15 protein-coding genes are annotated in these 17,806 nt (G+C 64.6%); 5 read left to right on the forward strand and 10 right to left on the reverse strand.

Features of this window, described 5'->3' with window-relative positions; translation table 11 throughout:
* Positions 1–41 precede the first annotated feature (41 nt).
* The 7 genes from murA to rpsT all read right to left on the reverse strand — a co-directional run bounded on the left by murA (position 42) and on the right by rpsT (position 10,255).
* Positions 42–1,334, reverse strand: a complete 1,293-nt coding sequence (murA, locus tag ACVMIH_RS28550) for a UDP-N-acetylglucosamine 1-carboxyvinyltransferase (protein ID WP_057015329.1) — start codon at positions 1,332–1,334, stop codon at positions 42–44.
* Positions 1,335–1,498: 164 nt separating this feature from the next.
* Positions 1,499–3,934, reverse strand: coding sequence for a DNA topoisomerase (ATP-hydrolyzing) subunit B (gene gyrB / locus ACVMIH_RS28555; protein WP_057015330.1), 2,436 nt, complete (start codon positions 3,932–3,934; stop codon positions 1,499–1,501).
* Between the two features lie 485 nt (positions 3,935–4,419).
* Positions 4,420–5,556 (reverse strand): DNA replication/repair protein RecF, encoded by a 1,137-nt coding sequence (recF, locus tag ACVMIH_RS28560; RefSeq protein WP_092080951.1) that lies wholly within the window; start codon positions 5,554–5,556, stop codon positions 4,420–4,422.
* 46 nt (positions 5,557–5,602) lie between these two features.
* Positions 5,603–5,890 carry a GIY-YIG nuclease family protein gene (locus tag ACVMIH_RS28565; protein ID WP_057015332.1) on the reverse strand — a complete coding sequence of 96 codons (288 nt, stop codon included), beginning with the start codon at positions 5,888–5,890 and terminating at the stop codon, positions 5,603–5,605.
* 52 nt (positions 5,891–5,942) lie between these two features.
* Positions 5,943–7,061, reverse strand: coding sequence for a DNA polymerase III subunit beta (dnaN, locus tag ACVMIH_RS28570; protein WP_074126563.1), 1,119 nt, complete (start codon positions 7,059–7,061; stop codon positions 5,943–5,945).
* Positions 7,062–7,325: 264 nt separating this feature from the next.
* Entirely contained in the window at positions 7,326–8,756 is a 1,431-nt protein-coding gene (dnaA, locus tag ACVMIH_RS28575) for a chromosomal replication initiator protein DnaA (RefSeq protein ID WP_057015334.1), read from the reverse strand.
* Positions 8,757–9,988: 1,232 nt separating this feature from the next.
* Positions 9,989–10,255: a 30S ribosomal protein S20 gene (gene rpsT, locus ACVMIH_RS28580; protein ID WP_253638150.1), complete on the reverse strand. Its 267-nt coding sequence runs from the start codon at positions 10,253–10,255 to the stop codon at positions 9,989–9,991.
* A 373-nt stretch (positions 10,256–10,628) separates the two neighbouring features.
* Between rpsT and ACVMIH_RS28585 the strand changes: the two genes are divergently transcribed.
* The 3 genes from ACVMIH_RS28585 (at position 10,629) to ACVMIH_RS28595 (ending at position 12,662) form a co-directional block, all read left to right on the forward strand.
* The gene (locus ACVMIH_RS28585) at positions 10,629–10,946 is read left to right on the forward strand and encodes a hypothetical protein (RefSeq protein WP_016842666.1); all 318 of its coding nucleotides are present in this window, start codon (positions 10,629–10,631) and stop codon (positions 10,944–10,946) included.
* A gap of 130 nt (positions 10,947–11,076) precedes the next feature.
* Complete coding sequence (gene msrA / locus ACVMIH_RS28590) at positions 11,077–11,733, forward strand: peptide-methionine (S)-S-oxide reductase MsrA (protein WP_057015336.1); 657 nt, start codon at positions 11,077–11,079, stop codon at positions 11,731–11,733.
* Positions 11,734–11,906: 173 nt separating this feature from the next.
* Positions 11,907–12,662 (forward strand): polysaccharide biosynthesis/export family protein, encoded by a 756-nt coding sequence (locus ACVMIH_RS28595; RefSeq protein ID WP_168856621.1) that lies wholly within the window; start codon positions 11,907–11,909, stop codon positions 12,660–12,662.
* A 131-nt stretch (positions 12,663–12,793) separates the two neighbouring features.
* On the opposite strand, the gene ACVMIH_RS28600 is transcribed toward ACVMIH_RS28595, so the two are convergent.
* The 3 genes from ACVMIH_RS28600 to ACVMIH_RS28610 form a co-directional block, all read right to left on the reverse strand.
* Positions 12,794–13,468 carry a dienelactone hydrolase family protein gene (locus ACVMIH_RS28600; RefSeq protein WP_253625188.1) on the reverse strand — a complete coding sequence of 225 codons (675 nt, stop codon included), beginning with the start codon at positions 13,466–13,468 and terminating at the stop codon, positions 12,794–12,796.
* Between the two features lie 134 nt (positions 13,469–13,602).
* Positions 13,603–13,938 (reverse strand): hypothetical protein, encoded by a 336-nt coding sequence (locus ACVMIH_RS28605; RefSeq protein WP_057015339.1) that lies wholly within the window; start codon positions 13,936–13,938, stop codon positions 13,603–13,605.
* Positions 13,935–14,723 (reverse strand): alpha/beta fold hydrolase, encoded by a 789-nt coding sequence (locus ACVMIH_RS28610; RefSeq protein ID WP_057015340.1) that lies wholly within the window; start codon positions 14,721–14,723, stop codon positions 13,935–13,937. Before ACVMIH_RS28610 ends, ACVMIH_RS28605 begins: the two co-directional genes overlap by 4 nt.
* A 309-nt stretch (positions 14,724–15,032) precedes the next feature.
* Between ACVMIH_RS28610 and ACVMIH_RS28615 the strand changes: the two genes are divergently transcribed.
* Together ACVMIH_RS28615 and ACVMIH_RS28620 are read left to right on the forward strand one after the other, a co-directional pair.
* Positions 15,033–15,524 (forward strand): (2Fe-2S)-binding protein, encoded by a 492-nt coding sequence (locus ACVMIH_RS28615; protein WP_026192016.1) that lies wholly within the window; start codon positions 15,033–15,035, stop codon positions 15,522–15,524.
* Positions 15,521–17,806 (forward strand): xanthine dehydrogenase family protein molybdopterin-binding subunit, encoded by a 2,286-nt coding sequence (locus ACVMIH_RS28620; protein WP_168856618.1) that lies wholly within the window; start codon positions 15,521–15,523, stop codon positions 17,804–17,806. Before ACVMIH_RS28615 ends, ACVMIH_RS28620 begins: the two co-directional genes overlap by 4 nt.

Consider the following 17,806-nt stretch of genomic DNA (forward strand, 5'->3'; position numbering starts at 1 on the left):
CGGCAAACCGGCCGGAAGGATGGCCAAGCTGCCGCAGGGAATCACGATCGCGCGGGAATCCGCTTGATCTTGGCGCCGAGGGCGTTGAGCCGCTCATCGATCCGCTCATAGCCGCGCTCGATCTGGTCGGCGTTGTTGATTGTGGAGGTGCCCTCGGCACACACCGCGGCCAGCAGCATCGCCATACCGGCCCGGATGTCGGGCGAGTTCATCGGCGCGCCGCGCAGCCGGCTGGGGCCGGCGACGATCGCGCGGTGCGGGTCGCACAGCACGATGCGGCCACCCATCGCGATCAGGTTGTCGACGAAGAACATCCGGGATTCGAACATCTTCTCGTGCATCAGGATGACACCGTCGCACTGCGTCGCGGTGACGATCGCGATCGACATCAGGTCGGCCGGGAAGGCCGGCCAGGGCTGGTCCTCAAGCTTCGGCACATGGCCGCCGAAATCGTCCTGGATCTTCATGGTCTGGCCGGACGGTACGACGAGGTCGTCGCCCTCGACGCCGCAGACGATGCCGAGCCGCTCAAAACCCATCCGGATCGAGCGCAGATGCTCGACGCCGGCGCGCGCGATGCGCAGCGGCGAGCGGGTCACCGCGGCGAGCCCGATCAACGATCCGACCTCGATATGGTCGGGCTGGATCGCGAAAGTCGTGCTGCCGAGCGTTGTCGGCCCGTGCACGATGATGGTGTTGGTGCCGACGCCTTCGATCCTGGCGCCGAGCGCGATCAGGAAATTGGCGAGGTCCTGCACATGCGGCTCGGAGGCCGCGTTGCGCAGATAGGTGGTGCCGCGGGCGGCGACCGCGGCGACCAGCGCGTTCTCCGTCGCGGTGACGCTGGGCTCGTCGAGGAACACGTCGGCGCCCTTCAGCCGCGTGGCGCGGAATTCGAGCCGGTGCGTCGCGGTGACGGTGGCGCCGAGCTGCTCGAAGGCCAGGAAGTGCGTGTCGAGCCGCCGGCGGCCGATCACGTCGCCGCCGGGCGGCGGCAGCGCGACCTCGCCGCAGCGGGCGAGCAGCGGGCCTGCGAGCAGGATCGAGGCGCGGATGCGCGCGCACAGCGCCGGATCGAGATCGGCGGCGCGGATCTCCCTGGCATGAATCTGCAGCGTGTTGCGCTCGGTCCATTCGGCGGTGGCGCCGACCGAGCGGCACAATTCGACCAGCGTTTCGGTGTCGCGGATGCGCGGCACGTTGGTCAGCGTGACCGGGTGCTCGGTGAGCAGTGCCGCGGCGATGATCGGCAGCGCGGAATTCTTGTTGCCCGACGGCTCGATGGTGCCCGAAAGGCGGCGGCCGCCTTCGACGATGTATTGGATCGGCGGCACGCGGAATGTCCCCTAACGCATCATTCAGACTGGGCCATTGGAAATTCCGCAACGGAATCAACGGCCGTCCGGCACCGTAACACAACTGGCGGCGCAGCTTCCACACGAAAGGTAGCGCCGCGACGGCGCCGAAAAGCGCACACCCGCTTGGCCGTGCGCGGAACCTAGATGTCGATGGTTGCGCTGAGCGAATTGTCCTGGATGAACTCGCGGCGCGGCTCGACCACGTCGCCCATCAGCTTGGTGAAGATATCGTCGGCCTCGTCGACCTCCTTGATCTTCACCTGCAGCAGCGAGCGCGCCTCGGTGTCCAGCGTGGTCTCCCAGAGCTGCTCCGGGTTCATCTCGCCGAGACCTTTGTAGCGCTGCAGCGAGATGCCCTTGCGGGCGGCGTCGGTCACCGCCTCGAACAGGTCGATCGGGCCGTGGATGATCTGCTCGGCATCCTTGCGCCGCAGCTTGCCCGCGCGCACGTAGATCTCTTGCAGTTCGGTCGCGTATTCATCGAGCTTGCGGGCGTCGGCCGAGCCGAGAAACGCGTCGTCGATCACGGCGAATTCCCTGACCCCGCGCACGGTGCGCTCGAACTGGAACCCCTGGCCTTCCGTGAAGGTGCCGATCCAGCCGCGCTCGACCTCTTCGGCCACGGCGTCCAGCCGCTTGGCGATGTATTCGGCCGCCGAATTGGCGGTGGCGATATCGCTCGTGATCCTGGGATTGAGCACGCCCGCGATCGCGGCCTGCTCGATGACGGCGCGATTATAGCGGCTATGCAGGTTGCGCAGCACCGAGCGGATGACCCGGGCGTCTTCGACCAGCGACAGCAGATCACGGCCCGAGCGGTCGTCGCCGGAGGCCGGCTTGAAGACGCATTCATCGAGCCCGGTCGAGATCAGGTAGTCCTCGAGGGCGCGCTCGTCCTTCAGGTATTGCTCGGACTTGCCGCGCGAGACCTTATAGAGCGGCGGCTGTGCGATATAGAGATAACCGCCATCGATGATCGAGCGCATCTGACGATAGAAGAAGGTCAGCAGCAGGGTGCGGATATGGGCGCCGTCGACGTCGGCGTCGGTCATCACGATGATCTTGTGATAGCGCAGCTTGTCGACCGAGAAATCGTCGCTGATGCCGGTGCCGAGCGCGGTGATCAGCGTGCCGATCTGCTCGGACGACAGCATCTTGTCGGGACGGACGCGCTCGACATTGAGGATCTTGCCGCGCAGCGGCAGCACCGCCTGGAATTCGCGGTTACGGCCCTGCTTGGCGCTGCCGCCTGCCGAGTCGCCCTCGACGATGAACAGTTCGGATTTGGCCGGGTCCTTCTCCTGGCAGTCGGCGAGCTTGCCGGGCAGCGAGGAGACGCTGAGCGGATTCTTGCGGGTCAGCTCGCGGGCCTTGCGCGCAGCCTCGCGGGCCGCGGCGGCCTGGATCACCTTGCCGACGATCTCCTTGGCTTCCTTCGGATTCTCCTCGAACCAGGCGGCCAGTGCCTCGTTCAGGACGTTCTCGACCACCGGTCGAACCTCCGAGGACACCAGCTTGTCCTTGGTCTGCGACGAGAATTTCGGATCGGGCACCTTCACCGACAGCACCGCGGTGAGGCCTTCGCGGCAATCGTCGCCGGTCAGCGCGATCTTTTCCTTCTTCGCATTGGCCTCGGCATAGCCGTTGACCTGGCGCGTCAGCGCGCCGCGGAAGCCGGCCAGATGGGTGCCGCCGTCGCGCTGCGGGATGTTGTTGGTGAAGCACAGCACGTTCTCGTGGTAGCTGTCGTTCCACCACAGCGCCGCCTCGACGCCGATGCCGTTGGCTTCCGAACGCACCATGATCGGTGCCGGCACGATCGCCTTCTTGTTGCGGTCGAGATATTTGACGAATTCCTCGACGCCGCCGGAATAGTGCATCTCCTCGCGCTTCTCGACCGCGTGACGCATGTCGGAGAGCACGATGTTGACGCCGGAATTGAGGAAGGCGAGCTCGCGCAGCCGGTGCTCTAGCGTCGCGAAATCATATTCGATGTTCTTGAAGGTCTCGACCGAGGCGAGGAAGGTGACCTCGGTGCCGCGCTTGCCTGGGGCATCGCCGACCACTTTGAGCGGCGCCACGGCATCGCCGTGCGCGAATTCGATGTAGTGCTCCTTGTCGTCGCGCCAGATCCGCAGCGCGAGCTTGCTGGAGAGCGCGTTGACGACGGAGACGCCGACGCCGTGCAGGCCGCCGGAAACCTTGTAGGAGTTCTGGTCGAATTTTCCGCCGGCGTGCAGTTGGGTCATGATGACCTCGGCTGCCGAGACGCCCTCTTCCTTGTGGATGCCGACCGGTATGCCGCGTCCGTCGTCGTACACGGTGACGGAATTGTCGGCGTTGAGGGTGACCAGGACGCGGCTGGCATGGCCCGCCAGCGCCTCGTCGATGGCGTTGTCGACGACCTCGTAGACCATGTGGTGCAGGCCGGAACCGTCGTCGGTATCGCCGATATACATGCCGGGGCGCTTGCGGACGGCGTCGAGGCCCTTCAGCACCCGGATCGATTCCGCGCCATATTCGGCCGGAACGGGATGCTCAGATTCGGCAGGGGTCTGCCGGGCAGGTTCAGTCATGTGAGGCCTTCGAGGATATCCGAATCAGCCGCGCAATATGAGGCGCTGATTCCGCTATTTGTGCCATGAAAGAGGGGTTGCGCCTAGCGCAAAGTCTCCATCTACAAACTATTGAATAAATAGGATTTTTTAGGCCTGTTTCAAGGCTTTCAAAGGCGGATTCCGAGGGCTTTGAAAAGCCCGATTCGGTGGCGGATTCGGAGCCCCTATCGAGGCCGATTCTGCGCCGCCAGAAACATGATGAGACCAAGCTGAATTGGAGCGACTTCGGAGGTTCGCTTCTCCCCGCTGGGCAGGGCGAACCGGGGCGAGGGATGCTCGCGTAATTTCGGAATATTAGAATATTGTTCCTGAGTTGCCCGACGTGTCAAGCTGCTTGGTCGAACGCCTGCCGCCGCTGGCCACTTTGCATGGGGTTGTTTTCGATATTTTGGCAATGCGCTCTGCGACGGCGCCATCGCTTCAGATTGCCCTAGACTAGCCAATCAGCCGCGCCGCGTGGCGCGGCCGGATTCGACGTCGAAAATCTCTCCTCGCGGGCCGATATCGACGAACGCCGCGGGATCGGCGCCGGTCATCCAGACCTGCGCGCCGAGCTTGGCGAGCTCGTCGAACAGCGCCTTGCGGCGGTTCGGATCGAGATGGGCGACGACCTCGTCGAGCAGCAGCAGCGGCACGATGCCGGTCATCTCCGCGACCATCGTGGCGTGCGCCAGCACCAGCCCGATCAAGAGCGCCTTCTGCTCGCCGGTCGAGGCGTCACGCGCCGGCATGTTCTTCGGCGCGTAGACCACCTGCAGATCGGTCAGATGCGGGCCGTCGAGCGTGCGCCCGGCGGCGGCATCGCGCGGCCGGCTGGCGCGCAGGATCTCGCGGTAGCGGTCCTCCACCGCCGTTGCAGGCTCCTGCAGCAGCGCATTCTCCATCCAGCCGTCGAGCATGATCTCGGCGGAGGGGAAGGCCGAGGCCGCGCCGCGCTCGCGCAGCATCACGGCGAGCTTGGCGGCGGTCTGGCCGCGTGATGCGGCGACCGCGACCGCAAGCTCGGCGGTCTCGCGCTCGATCGCATCACACCAATGGTCGTCATAGTTGCGCACCTCGAGCAGCCGGTTGCGCGAGCGCAGCGAGCGCTCCAGCGCCGAGACGCGGCTGGAATGCTCGGAATCGATCGCCAGCACCAGGCGGTCGAAGAAGCGCCGCCGTTCCGAGGCGGCGCCCATGAACAGGCCGTCCATCGCCGGCGTCAGCCACACGATGCGCAGATGATCGCCGAACGCGGTTGCGGACCCCACCGGTTCGCGGTCGATGCGGCAGCGCCTTGTGTTACCGGCGTCACCGGTCGGCGGATCGATACCGGTGCCGAGCGTCGCAAGGCCGAGCGCGCCCTCGACTTCGGCCGAGACCGCCCAGGAGCCGTCGCCCTGGTTGTCGGCGATGTCCTCCAGCGTCGCGCGGCGCAGGCCGCGGCCCGGCGACAGGAACGAGACCGCTTCCATGCAATTGGTCTTGCCGGCGCCGTTCGGCCCGACCAGCACCACCATGTCGCCGGCGACCTGCAGCGTCGCCGTCCGGTAATTGCGGAAATGCGTCAGCGACAGGCGGTGAATGCGGGACGGGGTCATGTTACCTTGTCATTGCCGGGCTTGACCCGGCAATCCATCGTCCGCGTCAGCGGACAATTTCATCATATAAGTCTCTCCAGTCGGGATTGCCGGCAACGATCAGATCGATCTTCCACTCACGCGACCAGTGCTTGATATTCTTCTCGCGCTGAAGTGCGGCGGCAATCGTCTCGTGTGCCTCAAAATAGACGAGCGTCTTGATGCCGTACTTCTTGGTAAAGCCCTCGGCCAGACCTTCGCGATGCTCGTAGACGCGCTGGACCAGATTATTGGTTACACCGACGTAAAGGGTTCCACCGGGCTTGCTGGCGAGGATGTACACCCAATAGGTCATCTCTTGCTCGATGGATGGCCGGGTCAAGCCCGGCCATGACGAGAAGGAGGAATCACACCCGCATCGGCATCAGCACGTAGAGCGCGCCCTTGCTGTCGCGGTCCTGCACCAGGGTCGGCGAACCGGGATCGGCGAGCTTCAGCACTGCGACCTCGCCTTCAATCTGGGCGGCGATGTCGAGCAGATAGCGCGAGTTGAAGCCGATATCGAGCGCGTCGGAGGCGTACTCGACCTCGAGCTCCTCGGTGGCGCTGCCGGAATCCGGGTTGGTGACCGAGAGCACCAGCTTGCCCGCGGACAGTGCGAGCTTCACCGCGCGGCCGCGTTCGCTGGAAATCGTCGAGACGCGGTCGACGGCGGCCTCGAAATCCTTCTTGTCGACGACGAGTTCCTTGTCGTTGTTCTGCGGAATGACGCGGCCGTAGTCCGGGAAGGTGCCGTCGATCAGCTTCGAGGTCAGCACCACGTTGCCGAGCGTAAAGCGGATCTTGCCGTCCGACAGCTCGATCGAGATCTCGGCGTCGTCGCCCTCGATCAGCCGCTGCACCTCGCCGACCGTCTTGCGCGGGACGATCACGCCGGGCATGCCGGTTGCGCCCTTGGGCAGTGCGAGGTCGATCTGCGCCAGCCGGTGACCGTCGGTCGCAACGCCGCGCAGGGTCGCCGCCTTGGCGCTGCCGGCCGCGTGCAGATAGATGCCGTTGAGGTAGTAGCGGGTCTCTTCGGTCGAGATCGCGAACTGCGTGCGGTCGATCAGGCGCTTGATGTCGGACGCCGGCAGTGAGAACGAATGCGTCATGTCGCCGGCGGCAAGGCCCGGGAAGTCGCTCTCGGGCAGCGTCTGCAGCGTGAAGCGCGAGCGGCCGGCACGCACGGCCAGCACCGAGCGGTCGCCGTCGGCTTCCAGCACGATCTGCGAGCCGTCGGGCAGCTTGCGGACGATGTCGTAGAACATGTGCGCGGGCACCGTGGTCGAGCCGGCGGTTCCGGTCTCGGCGGCCAAGGTCTCCGTCACCTCGAGGTCGAGGTCGGTCGCCTTCAGCGACAATTTGGCGCCCTCGGCGCGGATCAACACGTTGCCGAGGATCGGGATGGTGTTGCGGCGCTCGACCACGCGGTGAACGTGACCCAGCGATTTCAGGAGTTGCGCGCGCTCGACGGTGACCTTCATTGCAATACCCGCCAGATCCCTCAGATGGAAAAGCCGGGCGGCCGTTCAGGGCAGCGCCGCGGCATTGGAAACCCGAAAAGCCGGATCAATACCGGATTTGATCAAACCCACGGGGGGACCGCAAGGTGGCGCGGATGGGCGGCCGGTGCAAGCGATACGGGCGCGAAACGAGCCCCGTTCCCCACGTTTTGGGTCGGAAAAAAGTTTGGCCCTCCCCTTTGGCGAGGGGAGGGCTATGGAACGATCCGGCCGGATGAAGCGGCCCTATTCCTGCAGCTGGCGCTTCAGCGATTCGACTTCCTCCGACAGCGCCGTGTCCTTGGCGACCAGTGCCTCAATCTTGCGCACGGCGTGCAACACCGTGGTGTGGTCGCGGCCGCCGAAGCGCCGGCCGATCTCCGGCAGCGAGCGCAAGGTCAGCGTCTTCGCCAGATACATCGCGACCTGGCGCGGGCGTACCACATTGGCGGTACGGCGGGACGACAGCAAGTCGGAGCGGCTGACATTGTACTGCCGGGCGACCACGCGCTGGATGTCCTCGATCTTGATCCGCTTCGGCTCCTGTGGGCGGATCAGGTCGCGCACCTCGCGCTCGGCCATCTCCAGCGTCACCGGCTGGTTGTTGAGCTTGGAGTGCGCCAGCAGGCGATTGATCGCGCCTTCAAGGTCGCGGCCGTTATGGGTGATGGTGCGCGCCAGATAGTCGAGCACTTCCTCCGGTACATCGAAGCTCGCATGGTGGGCGCGGGCGGCGGCGACGCGCGACTTCAGGATGCCGAGCCGCAGTTCCTCGCCGAGCGAGCCCATCTCGACCACGAGGCCACCGGCGAGCCGCGAGCGCACGCGGTCGTCGAGGCTTTCCAGATCCGACGGCGGACGGTCGGCTGCGATCACAACCTGGCGGCCGGCATCGATCAGCGCGTTCAGCGTGTGGCAGAACTCGGCCTGCGTCGACTTGCCCTGCAGGAACTGCAGATCGTCGATGACCAGCACGTCGATGCCGCGCAGCGCCTCCTTGAAGGCCAGCGCCGTCTGCGTCTTCAGCGCCGCGACGAAGCCGTACATGAACTTCTCGGCGGTGAGATACAGCACCTTGCGCTCGCCGCCGGAATTGCCGGCCCAGGTCACCGCCTGCAGCAGATGCGTCTTGCCGAGGCCGACGCCGGCATGAATGTAGAGCGGGTTGAACATCACGGGATCGCCGCGGCGACCTTCCGCGACCTGGCGGGCCGCCGCATGAGCCAGCGTGTTGGACCTGCCGACGACGAAGCTGGCGAAGGTCAGGCGCGGATCGAGCGGCGAGCCGCCGAGCGCGTCGTGGCTCGCGGACACCGGCGCGGTCGCAACCGAGCGCAGTTCAGGCACGAGCCGGCCGTCAGTGCGCTCGATGCGGCGCACTTCGACGGGCGCAACCGTTTCCTTCACCGGAGCCGTCGCGCGGATTGCCGAGCGCACGGTGAGGTCGATGCGATGCACTTCGGGCATCTCGGCCTGCCAGCAGGAGAGCACGCGTTCGGCATAGTGCGCCTGGATCCAGCTCTTGAGGAACCGGGTCGGAACCGACAGGTGCACGCTCTCGTCGTGCACGCTCTCCAGATCCATCCGAGCGAACCAGCTCGTGTAGACGTCCTCGCCAACGCTCGTCCGCAAACGTCCCTTCACCCGCGACCAGCGATCCTGTTCCGTGTTCGTCATTGCCTTCGTACTTCCAAGTCTGAGAGATAATCGTTGCGAAAGCGCCGTGCAGGTTTCCTGCCGCGGCGCGACCTCTAGCGGGCGCGGTCTGCTCCGGACAAAGCTCTCCCGTGTGGCGTCCATGCGCCACCCGACAGATCAGCTGTTTGGAGAAGATGCGCCCCGCGAGGTCAGCGCGTACTCGACGGACGCTTCGGGTGGGAGCTGACGTCCGAGGGGTTGATTACGGCACCACTGGAAATTTGCGCTTCGGCTGTCGTTGGTTCGACTGCAGTGATGATACCGTAAGCCATATGACCTCCCCCTCCCGCCGCGACGTATCGCGGCAAGTTGTCAGCTTGCTCGTGTCTTCAAATTCGAACTGCTGCTACCGAACACCGAAATGCCCGGCGCTTCGCCGCCGCCGTGTCGTCGTCAACCCGTTCACTCGCTCCGCGTTCCCGCTGCCAAATTCCGACTGACGTCCTGGTCTCTCTTGTTCGATCCCCCAAATTGCCGGGGACATCGCCGGAGAAATTTTGACACAGGTCGACCGTCCTCATATCGCTATGAGCCGTCAATTCAGCTTCGCTTGGAAAGCGTCGCTAACGCACACACCGCCGCCGATTTGTGCGTCCGCCCCTGGGTCTCAAACCGCGCTGATCTGGAGAGCCGTGGGCGTCGCGAACAAGAAATAAATACACCAAGCTGATTTTCTGACAATCCGTGGATTCGACGGGGATCGAGACTCTTCGCGACTGTTGCGGCGTTGCCGATGCTGAGTTGCGAAAGCAAGTTTTTGAATCAGCGCACAGATTCACGCGTGTCACAAACGACGGTGCAATACCAAAAATTTTTCATAGAAAATTTACATTTGGTCTCGCGCCGGTCATTTTTCCAATCGCTGTCCAACGCTATGTGCATAAGTAATTCGCGAGACGTCATTTTTCTCGATTACTTTTGCAGGGTAACCCCGCTTCGCAAGTTTCGTCCGCGAAATGCTCGCGCGCTATTCCATCTATCTAGCTTAGCGAAGAACAATCTGTGGGCGAGTGTGGCGCGTTAAGCATGTCGAGCCGGTAGAACTACGGACGCGACGAAACGAAACATGACACGCAGTTCGTTGCGCGGCAACGCGAAGTGTTCTCGCGCTATGAAACTTCCACGACAAAAGTCGAGACAAAAACAAAAAGCCCGGCGCGAGCCGGGCTTCGTGACAAATGTGTTTTCCAGTCAGCTCTGGTGGCAAGCCGTTACTTCGCGAGCTTGGCGATGCTCTGCGTGAGGCGCGACACCTTACGGCTCGCGAGGTTCTTGTGAATGATGTTGCGCTGCGCTGCCTTCATCAGCTCGGGCTCAGCGCGGCTCATCGCCTTCAGTGCCGCCTCGCGGTCGCCGTTCTTGATCGCTTCCTCGACGGTGCGCACCGCGCCACGCATCTGCGTGCGGCGCGACTTGTTGACGATGGTGCGGCGGGCAATCTTGCGGGTCGCCTTCTTGGCGGAGGTGGTGTTGGCCATGGTTCTCTAACTGTCCTTCGGCGGTGATCGCTCGGTGGTCGGGCTTGCGCGCACCGGCCGGTTCAAATCTCAACTCTGATGTATTTGTCCAAGGTGGTTTTCTTGGGTGTCCTTGAGGCGGCCATGCGAAGAGCGCAAAATGCTGCCTCCGCATGCGGCACTGTCCAAAGAACAGCGGCGGCAGGATTGCGCCCGCCGCCATCGGTCGGTCTTATAGATGGCGCGGGCTTAAGCGTCAACGCTTTCGGGACCCCAAAAGGGCCCGAAATCGTCCCTGCGGGGGCCGGATAAGCCGCTGAAGAGGTTGAATTTCCGGGGGGCGCCCGGTAAGGCCTGACGACGCGTGGGGCGCGACTGGGAGTTAGGGTGACGCATGATCCGCGGCTTTTTCCGTCTGATCGGCCTTCTGCTGCTGGCCGGCAGCTTCATCTTCATGGTCTATGACGGGGCCCGCTACGTCGCCGACCAGAGCCTGCGGTTCACCCAGTTCGGCCAGTTCTGGAACGACATCCACCAGTCGAGCCAGCAGGCATTCCATGCCTGGGTGGATCGCTTCGCGCCCTGGCTCTGGAATGACGTGATCCGCCTGCTTCTGGAGCAGCCGGTATTCGCGGTGCTCGGCATTGCCGGCATCCTGCTGATGATCCTGTTCCGGCCGCGTAAGCCCCTGATCGGCTACGCGCGCGACTGACTTGTCGGCAGCCCTCCTTGGCTGCACCGCCCCGTAACGGGGCTGCCATCATCCGCGTAAGGACATATATAGGTGACAGCCGGCCCGCAGGCCGTTGCCGCGTCGGCCGATGTCCCGCCTGGAGGTGTCCATGTTGTTCATGCGCAAGACCACTGCGTTGCCAAGCGCCGCCGAGGCGTTGCCGGGCCGCGCGACGCCGATCCCGACCGCGATCACCCATTTCGTCAATGGCAGCAAGTTGCAGCCGCCTTATCCGCAAGGCCTCGAGCAGGCGGTGTTCGGGCTCGGCTGCTTCTGGGGCGCGGAGCGCAAGTTCTGGGAACTCGGCGAGGGGATCTACACCACCGCGGTCGGCTATGCCGGCGGCCACACGCCGAACCCGACCTATGAGGAAGTATGCTCGGGGCGCACCGGCCACACCGAAGTGGTGCTGGTCGTGTTCGACCCGAAGAAGATCTCCTACGAGAGGCTGCTGAAGACGTTCTGGGAGAACCACAACCCGACGCAGGGCATGCGCCAGGGCAACGACATCGGCACGCAATATCGCTCCGCGATCTACACGTTCAGCGACGCGCAGCGCAAAGCCGCCGATGAGTCGCAGGCGATGTATCAGAAGGCGCTTGCCGCCAAGGGCCTCGGCGCCATCACCACCGAGGTCGCGCCGGCCGGTGAATTCTACTTCGCCGAGGACTATCACCAGCAATACCTCGCCAAGAATCCGGCGGGCTATTGCGGGCTCGGCGGCACCGGCGTGTCCTGCCCGATCGGCGTCGGCGTCACCGCCTGATCGTCTTGTTGAGAAAGAGCTCGCTCTGGAAAGCCGGTTTGCGCTCTTCCCGGGCACGGCTCCAAGCCAATGGGAGGCCAGCTGTTCCGGCCTCCCGCTCGATCCTCGAAAACCCTTTGTTAACCATAAGTGGTGCAAGACTGGGCCTGTCTCGCCGTTGAGGGATAGGTCCGGTGCCGGTTGCACGCGCGTTACGATTGCCGATCACTGCCGTTGTGGCTGCGCTCGCGCTGTCTGGTTGCATGAGCACGTCCGGTCCCGTCGCCGTCGGCCCGCAAGGCGTCGATGCCGTCACCTACGGCCCGGCCTACGCACCCGCTCCGGTTGCCGATGCAGGCGGCGGCGGTGCGATCAGCGCATTGCGTTCCGCCTTCGCCAGCACGTCCCCTGGTTATGGCTATGCCGCACCGGCCGCCGCCCCGGTCGTCTATGCCGCCGCCTCCCCGGGTGGACCCCCCGCCGGTTACGACAACGGCTATCACCTTGGCCCCGGCGACAAGCTTCGCGTGGTGGTCTACGGCCAGGAAGGCCTGACCAATTCCTATGCGATCGACGCCGCGGGCGCGATCACCATGCCGCTGATCGGCTCGGTGCCGGCACGCGGCCGCACGCCGGCCGGGCTTGCCGGCGAAATCTCGGCACGGCTGCGCAACGGCTATATCCGCGAGCCTTCGGTGGCGGTCGAGATCGAGTCCTATCGTCCGTTCTTCATCCTCGGCGAAGTCCAGGCCCCCGGCCAATATCCCTACGTGCCGAACATGACGGTCGAGAGCGCGGTCGCGATTGCCGGCGGCTTCTCGCCGCGTGCCCGCCGCGACAGCGTGACGCTGACCCACACCGATGCGTCCGGCTCCGGGCGCTTTGTGGTGCCGCTGGGCACGCCGATGAGCCCGGGCGATACGGTGTTCGTCGGCGAGCGCTGGTTCTGAAGAAGGACAGCGTCCTTTGTCATTCCGGGATGGTGCGTTAGCACCAGACCCGGAATCTCGAGATTCCCCGATGCGCAATTGCGCATCTGTGGTTCGATGCTGCGCATCGCCCCGGAGTGACGCTCACAGCGTCACTTCTTCAAATGCTTTGCGAAAAACTCCATGCTGCGCGGCCAGGCGATGTCGGCACTTGGCTTGTCGTAGCTGGCGCGCTCGTCGCAATGGAAGCCGTGCTGCGCGCCGGGATAGATGAAGACCTCGACCTCGGGCCGCTTCGACTTGATGGTCTCGACATCGCCCAAGGGAATGCCGGCATCCTTCTCGCCAAAATGCAGCTGCGTCGGTACCGCCGGCTTGTCGTCGGCGAAGCGCACGACGGCGCCGCCGTAATAGCCGACCGCGGCTGACAGCCCGGCCAGCTTGGTGGCGGCAGCATAGGCGACGCTGCCGCCGAGGCAGAAGCCGATGATGCCGACCGGACCGGCCGGCTTCGCCGCGTCGATCGCCGCCTGGCTGTCGCGCAGCATCGCGGCCCAGTCCGGATTGGCGACGAACTTCCGCGCCTCGGCGATCTCGTCGGGGGAATAGCCGCTCTGGAAGTTCGGCGTGATGCGGTCGAAGATCGAAGGTGCAACCGCGACATAGCCTTCCTTCGCCAGCCGGTCGCAGACCGAGCGGATGTGGTGATTGACGCCAAAAATCTCCTGGATCACGACGACCGCGCCCTTCGGCGCGCCGGCAGGATCGGCGCGGTAGGCGCCGAGTTCAAATCCGTCCGAAGCTTTGAGTTTGATGTCTTGTCCCATGGTCCATCCTTGTCAGTTTGGGGGGTGCATGAAGCTCTCGATGATGAGGCGCGATGACATCGTCGTCGCGCTTTGGCTCTTCGTTTGAACATGGCCGTTTCGGAAAACCGCTTCGCACTTTTCCGGACCATGCTCTAGCGCCACATCCAGTTCTCGCCCCAGTCGGCCTTCCAGCCGGTCAGCCGGTGTTTGCGGAATTGCAGGAAGAGGCGGTCGTGGTGCGGAAACAGCCCGCTGCCGCCGAGGTCGCGGAAGGTCAGGAAGATCTCGTTGCCGGGCCGTCCGCTGACATAGGTGAAAGGCGTGCCGAGCGCGCGCTGCGCGTCCGCAACGCCCATGCCGAACACCAGCGGCGTGGTGTTCGACAACGTCGCAGTGAAAGTGGACGGGGCTGTGACGAACGGCAGCTTCTGCGCGCTCGCCCCTGTCGTCGCCGCAGTCAGCAACAAGGCAACGGCGATTGTCTTCATGGCGCGGGCTTTCCCGGCGCGCCGGCTTCAAGGCCATCCAGGAACGGCAGCACCGCGGCGATGAAGGCCTGCGGCTGGTCGATGTTGACGGCATGGCCGGCGTTCGGAATCACCGCCTTCCGCGCCCCGGGGATTTTTGCCGCCATGTAGTCGGACGCCGCCAGGAACGGCGTGTCGTCGGCGCCGACCACAACCAGTGCTGGCACCTGGATCCCGGGCAGCGATTCGATCACCCGTGCATCGCGCTGTGCCAGCATGCCGCGCGCGGCGAGCGCGAGGCCCCTGGCGTTGCGATGGGTGACCGACGCGCGCTCGGCGCTCAACGATCTAAGCACCTCGAGCCCTTCGCGGTCGAAGCGGTCGCCGGTCTCGCGGGCGCGCTTGTTCCAGACCTCACGGGCGTCGTCCTTCTTGAAGCCCGGACCGGTGTCGATGATCAGCAGCGCCCGCACCCGCTCCGGATGGGCGCGATGAAAGGCGAGCGACATGTAGCCGCCGAGCGACAGCCCGCCGACGATCGCCTTGTCGGCGCCGGCGGCGTCGAGCAGAGCGGCGATGTCGCCGACCGTCAGCGCTTCGCTATAGGCATCGGAATCGTCGGGATAGTCGGACTGGCCGTGCCCGCGCATGTCCCACAGGATCAGCTTGTGCCGTTGCGACAGCGCCTCGATCTGGCCCTGCCACATCGCCGAGGTCGAGGAATAGCCGTGGGTCAGGATCAGCGGCGGGCCATTGCCGTGAACCTCGTAGTAGATCTCGACGCCGTTGCGGTTGAGCTTGGCCATTGACGGGCTCCTTGTGTTTCTCTTGCCGCTGTCATCGGACGGCGTTGCCGGTGCTTGCTGCCGACGCTTTGAGCAAGCGCCTGGCGATTAGACACGAACGCTGGCATTCCAAAAAGCGTCATGCCGTTGCCGCATCGCACAACAGGCATCTTCGGAAATTTATTCTTTTCGAGCAATTCCAAATTGGATTGCCTCCAGCCGGGAACCGGATCATTGTTTCGGCAACTGTCGCTTACCCGGTGGGCGCCGGCCAAGACCCAACAGTGAGTTGCCGCCGTAAGCGGCTTCCTACACCGGAAGGGGAGAGAGATGCCAAATCTCAATATCAACGGACGGAATATGTCCGTCGAGGCGGCCAATGACACGCCGCTGCTTTGGGTCATCCGCGAGCAATTGCAGATGACGGGCACCAAATTCGGTTGCGGCGCCGGTCTGTGTGGCGCCTGCACGGTTCACGTCAACGGCGAAGCGGTGCGGTCCTGCCAGACCTCGGTCGCCGACGCCGTCGGCAAGAAGATCACTACCATCGAAGGCCTCTCCGCCAAGGGCGATCATCCCTTGCAGAAGGCCTGGGTCGCCGAGCAGGTGCCGCAATGCGGCTACTGCCAGTCCGGCCAGATCATGCAGGCGGCGGCACTGCTGTCGAAGAACACCAACCCGACCAAGGAAGAAGTGGTCGCGCATATGGACGGCAACCTCTGCCGTTGCATGACCTATTCACGAATCCAGAAGGCGATCATGCGCGCTGCGTCCGACATGCGCACCGCATCGGCCACCGGATCCGAGCGGAGGGCCACATGAACAAGCACGTGAAAAACCTCGCGCCAGAGACGACCGATCTCAGCCGCCGTTCCTTCCTGGTCGGCACCGCTGCAACCGGCCTCGTGCTCGGCTACGCTGGGTCCGGCATCGATCAGGCGCTCGCGGCACCCGCGCCCGCCAACTTCGAGCCGAGCGTCTGGTATTCGATCGCGCCCGACGGTCTCGTCACCGTGACCTGCGGCAAGGCCGACATGGGCCAGCACGTCGCCTCGACCATGGCGCAGATCGTGGCCGAAGAGCTCGGCGCGAACTGGAAGGACATGCGGGTTCAACTCGCCTCCAACGATCCGAAGTTCAACGATCCCGTGCTGGGCGCGCAGATCACCGGCGGCAGCTGGTCGACGATGATGAACTTCGACGCGATGAGCCGCGCCGGCGCAGCCGGCCGCATTGCATTGACCGAGGCGGCGGCGGCCTCCATGGGCGTGCCGGCCGGCGAGCTGGTGGTACGTGACTCCAGGATCAGCCATGCGAAGTCGAAGAAGTCGATGTCGTTCGCCGAAGTGGTGAAGAGCGGCAAGGCGACCAAGACCTTCACGGCGGATGATCTGAAGGCGATCAAGCTCAAGACGCCCGACCAGTACACGATGATCGGCGTCTCGGTGCCGCAACTCGACATCCCGTCGAAGACCAACGGCACGGCCAAGTACGGCATCGACGTGATGGTGCCGGGCATGGTCTACGGCGCGCTGGTTACCCCACCGGTGCGTTACGGCGCCACCGTGAAGTCGGTCGACGATAGCGCGGCCAAGAAGCTGCCCGGCTTCATCAAGGCCGTCACCCTCGACGACAAGACCACAACCACGACCGGCTGGGTCGTCGCGGTCGCCAACACCTATGCGCAGGCGAAGAAGGCCGCGGCGGCGCTGAAGATCAGCTATGACGGCGGTCCGAACGCGAAGCTGTCGAGCGAATCGCTGCTCGCCGAGGCCAAGCGGCTTCAGGGACTGGACGATTCCGGCCAGTTCTTCGTCAAGGACGGTGATCCCAAGGCGGCCTTCGGATCGGCGGCCAAGGTGCTGGAGGCGGAATACACCACCAACATCAACATCCACGCGCCGATGGAGCCGATGAACGCCACCGCGGAGTTCAAGGGCGACATCCTGCACATCTATTCCGGCAACCAGTTCGCGACGCGCTCCGGCGCGATTGCGGCCGGCGCCGCCGGGATCGATCCGAAGTTCGTGGTGATGCACCAGATGTGGCTGGGCGGCGGTTTCGGCCGGCGTCTCGACGCCGACATGATGGTGCCCGCGGTGCAGGCGGCGAAGGCCGTCGGCAAGCCGGTCAAGGTCATCTACACGCGCGAAAACGACATGACGATGGATTTCTCGCGTCCGCTGACCTACCAGAAGGTGAAGGCCGGCATGGACGGCGACGGCAAGATCGTCGCGATGAGCCACGACGTGGTCTCGGCCTGGCCGACCGCGCGTTGGGGAATCCCCGATTTCCTCACACCGTCGGTCGACAAGAAGGGTCCGCTCGACTCCTTCACCGTGAACGGAGCGGACTTCTTCTACACCGTGCCCAACCACTATGTGCGGGCGATCAAGAACGAGATGGCGCACAACGCCACCCCGTCTGGTCAGCTCCGCTCGGTGGCGCCGGGCTGGACGTTCTGGGCGGTCGAAAGCATGATCGACGAGATTGCGCATGCGACCGGCAAGGACCCGGCGCAGCTGCGCATCTCGTTGCTCGACGGCAAGGGCAAGAATGACGGCGGCGCGCAGCGTCTCCGCAACACCTTGCTTGCTGCGATGGGCCTTGCCGGCTACGGCACCAAGCAGCTGCCCAAGGGCGAAGGCATGGGGGTGGCCTGCGTGTCGTCGCAGGAGCGCGCCACGGCGAGCTGGACCGCCTGCGTCGCCCATGTCGCGGTCGCCCCGTCGGGCGAGGTGACGGTGAAGAAGCTGACGGTTGCGACCGACGTTGGTACGCAGGTGAATCCCGACGGCATCCGGGCCCAGGTCGAGGGCGCGGCGCTGTGGGGCATGTCGCTGGCGCTGTTCGAGAAGGCGACGTTGAAGGACGGCGGCATCGAGCAGACCAACTTCGACAGCTACACGCCGCTTCGGATGAGCCAGCTGCCGGAAGTCGCGGTCAACGTCATCGCCAATGGCGAGAAGGCGACCGGCGTCGGCGAGCCCGCGGTGACGGTGGTGGCGCCGGCGATCGGCAACGCCGTCTTCAACGCGGTCGGTGCCCGCGTTCGCGGCCTGCCGATCACCGCGGAAGCCGTCAAGGCTGCGATGAAGGCGTAA

Source organism: Bradyrhizobium sp. USDA 4503, from assembly GCF_054055815.1.

Bases quoted from the DNA above. Each gene is read 5' to 3' on its own strand.
- gyrB (WP_057015330.1), bottom strand. From the start codon at position 3,934: ATGACTGAACCTGCCCGGCAGACCCCTGCCGAATCTGAGCATCCCGTT.
- recF (WP_092080951.1), bottom strand. From the start codon at position 5,556: ATGACCCCGTCCCGCATTCACCGCCTGTCGCTGACGCATTTCCGCAAT.
- ACVMIH_RS28565 (WP_057015332.1), bottom strand. From the start codon at position 5,890: ATGACCTATTGGGTGTACATCCTCGCCAGCAAGCCCGGTGGAACCCTT.
- dnaN (WP_074126563.1), bottom strand. From the start codon at position 7,061: ATGAAGGTCACCGTCGAGCGCGCGCAACTCCTGAAATCGCTGGGTCAC.
- dnaA (WP_057015334.1), bottom strand. From the start codon at position 8,756: ATGACGAACACGGAACAGGATCGCTGGTCGCGGGTGAAGGGACGTTTG.
- rpsT (WP_253638150.1), bottom strand. From the start codon at position 10,255: ATGGCCAACACCACCTCCGCCAAGAAGGCGACCCGCAAGATTGCCCGC.
- ACVMIH_RS28585 (WP_016842666.1), top strand. From the start codon at position 10,629: ATGATCCGCGGCTTTTTCCGTCTGATCGGCCTTCTGCTGCTGGCCGGC.
- msrA (WP_057015336.1), top strand. From the start codon at position 11,077: ATGTTGTTCATGCGCAAGACCACTGCGTTGCCAAGCGCCGCCGAGGCG.
- ACVMIH_RS28600 (WP_253625188.1), bottom strand. From the start codon at position 13,468: ATGGGACAAGACATCAAACTCAAAGCTTCGGACGGATTTGAACTCGGC.
- ACVMIH_RS28605 (WP_057015339.1), bottom strand. From the start codon at position 13,938: ATGAAGACAATCGCCGTTGCCTTGTTGCTGACTGCGGCGACGACAGGG.
- ACVMIH_RS28610 (WP_057015340.1), bottom strand. From the start codon at position 14,723: ATGGCCAAGCTCAACCGCAACGGCGTCGAGATCTACTACGAGGTTCAC.
- ACVMIH_RS28615 (WP_026192016.1), top strand. From the start codon at position 15,033: ATGCCAAATCTCAATATCAACGGACGGAATATGTCCGTCGAGGCGGCC.
- ACVMIH_RS28620 (WP_168856618.1), top strand. From the start codon at position 15,521: ATGAACAAGCACGTGAAAAACCTCGCGCCAGAGACGACCGATCTCAGC.